The 2834-nt window shown below is 63.2% G+C and carries 3 protein-coding genes; 1 reads left to right on the top strand and 2 read right to left on the bottom strand.

Translation table 11 applies throughout. The features are described from left to right. Positions 1–693 (top strand): response regulator (locus AC52Q4_RS16560; RefSeq protein WP_495537900.1); only part of this gene is annotated, 693 nt, incomplete at its 5' end. 147 nt (positions 694–840) lie between these two features. On the opposite strand, the gene AC52Q4_RS16555 is transcribed toward AC52Q4_RS16560, so the two are convergent. After that, positions 841–2490, bottom strand: coding sequence for a Glu/Leu/Phe/Val dehydrogenase dimerization domain-containing protein (locus AC52Q4_RS16555; protein ID WP_495537899.1), 1650 nt, complete (start codon positions 2488–2490; stop codon positions 841–843). A 236-nt stretch (positions 2491–2726) separates the two neighbouring features. Continuing rightward, on the bottom strand, positions 2727–2834 hold a 108-nt coding region (locus tag AC52Q4_RS16550; protein ID WP_495537901.1), incomplete at its 5' end, for a winged helix-turn-helix domain-containing protein.

The following is a 2834-nucleotide window of genomic DNA, read 5'->3' as shown; positions in this document are numbered from 1 at the left end:
GAAGCCGTGGCCGCCTATGATCTAGACCGCTTCGACGTCGTGCTGATGGACGTCGAAATGTCGGAAATGGATGGCTTGGAAGCAACCGCGGTGATTCGCGCGAAAGAAGCCAGGAGCGGCTGCCATGTGCCCATCATCGCGCTGACGGCGCACGCCATGAAAGGGGACCGCGAGCGATGCCTGGAGGCTGGGATGGACGGCTATGTCAGCAAGCCCGTGCGTGCCCGGGAGCTCTTTGACACGATAGCGGCGCTCGTAGCCACCGAAGCACGGCCGCCGGACGGTGAAATGCCGCCCGCGCAGGAGGACGGGACCAAAGCGGAGCCGGGAAGTGGAGCCGAGGCGCTCATCGATTGGTCGGCGGCATTGAAGACGGCGCAAGGCAATGAGGATTTTCTCAAGGAACTGGTGCAACTGGTGGTCGAGGAATCCGGGAAGCTCTTCGATGAAATTGACCGAGCGCTCGACCGAGAGGACGCAAAGGCCCTGCAACGGCCGGCCCATTCGCTCAAAAGTTCCTTGAAAGCCTTGGGAGCCGGCTCCGCCGCACAGGCGGCGGAACGCGTCGAGCGCGTCGGCCGCGAGAACCAACTCTCTGGCGCTTCCGAGGCGGTCTCTTGGCTGCACCAACGGTTCGGCCGGCTCGAGACTGAGCTGCGCGCGTTTCTCAACGGGGAGAAAACGCTCGCTTAGCGTCTTGCAATCGATACAGCGGGCAGATGCCGTCAACGCTCTCTTTTACCGCCGGCGCGCCCGACCTGTCCATTACGATTCGCTCATTGTGCCGCCAGTCTCGTCCTCCGCTCTCGGCCTCGGCCTCGGCGTCATGCGGAACTCCAGTCAGGGAAACAGACCACGCAGGCGTTTCGCAGTCTCTACGCGTTGCAGCGCCTCCATCATGGCCGCCGTGCGCATATCGACCTTGCTCGCTTCGGCGCGTTGCAAGGTGCGCTCAAGCGCGTTGGTCAAGATGTCACGCAGGCGCGCGTTGACTTCCTCGAGAGGCCACATGAGGTTCTGCAGCCCCTGCACCCACTCGAAATAGGAAACGATGACCCCACCCGCATTGCCCAGGATATCCGGCAGCACGAAGATTTCACGCTCGCTCAATATCTCGTCCGCCTCGAGCGTCGTGGGCCCGTTGGCGCCCTCCGCCAGGATCCTGCAATCGAGGCGTCCGGCGTTTTCCGCGGTAATCTGATTTTGCAATGCGCAAGGGGCGAGGATGTCGCAGTGGAGCTCCAGCATCTCGCGGTTCTCGATTTCCTCCCCGCAGGGACAGCCGGCGAGAATCTGGTGCTCGCGCACGTATTTGCGCAGCGCATCGATCGGCAATCCGGCCGGATTGTAGATTGCGGTGCTCATATCGCTCACCGCCACCACCCTGGCGCCGCATTCGGCGAGAAAGGCCGCGACGTGCGCGCCCACGTTGCCAAAACCCTGGACCACCGCCGTGGACTTTGCGAGCTCGACAGCGAGATGGCGACAGACCTCCTCGATCAAATAAACGAGCCCCCGCCCGGTCGCCTCATTGCGCCCGAGCGAGCCGCCCAGAACAATCGGCTTGCCTGTCACCACAGAGGGCACGGAGTAGCCGACGTGTTGGCTGTAGGTGTCCATTATCCAGGCCATGACCTGCTCGCTGGTGCCCATATCGGGCGCTGGGATGTCCTTGTCGGCGCCAATGATGCCAATGAATTCCAGGGCGTAGCGGCGCGTCAGTCGCTGCAGCTCGCTGCGGGTCAGCCCGTTCGGATCGATCCGCACCCCCCCCTTGGCGCCGCCGAAGGGCAGGTTCATGAGGGCGCATTTCCAGGTCATCCACATGGCTAGCGCGGCGACCTCGCCGAGATTGACGTCCTGATGGTAACGGATGCCGCCCTTGGTCGGCCCCATGGCGAGCACGTGTTGCACGCGATAGGCGAAGACGGTCTCCACCTGTTCGCGCTCATCGCGCCGAAACGGCAGCGTGGCGATCTGGGCGCGCTCGGGAAACAGCAGCCGTTGGCGAATGTTGTCGTCGAGACCGACGATGTGGGCGGTCTTGAGAAATTGCTGCTGGGCGAGGCGAAACATGGCCGAGGACCACTCGGCGCCGCGCGCGCGCGTGCGCTCGATGGCGTAGCGAATGGAGCGGATGAGGGAGACATCGTTGATTCGCTCCTTGAGCAGAAAGTCCTGCGCTCCGCTTTCGACGACCTTGCCTGCGAGGCTTACGTCATCGAGGGCACTTTGAATGACGATGGGGACGTCTAGGGCTTGGGCACGCACACGATAAAAGGTATCGAGCGCCTCACTGTCCGGGAGCATGAGGTCGAGGAGCACAACGTCGATGCCGCCGGTAGCGAGTCGCGGCAGGGCTGCCGCCAGGCGCTCGACCGCCACGACCTCGAAGGCGGGCCGCTTCGACTGCCCGAGCAGTCTCTGTATCAGGCGGCTGTATACCGGGTTGTCCTCTACCAGGAGAACGGTAACGGGCTTGTCGGCCATAACAGCTCACTCCGCCGCATTAGGCATGGCGACAACGGCGAGGCGATCGTTGGCGCGGTGCCCGATGGGCATTTCTATCGGGAAAAGCGCCAAGCGTCGATCGCAACGCAGCGAAAGCCACATCTAAAGGTAATTATGTTCGATAACCACGACGCTTATTACCGGCGCCGGGGCTTTTTATGGGAAGGTCGTTACGGAATCTGGCGAGCGCTGCCGGCTAACAGCGGCCGCGCACGTTACGGATTGACTGAAAAGCGGTAGCCCGCGCCGCGCACCGTCTGGATCAGCCGGTCGTGGCCGTGACCGGCGATCGCCTTGCGCAGCCGCCGGATGTGCACGTCCAC

Source organism: Nitrococcus sp. (genome assembly GCF_059432795.1).
This window is presented reverse-complemented; position numbering and strand designations above follow the sequence as displayed.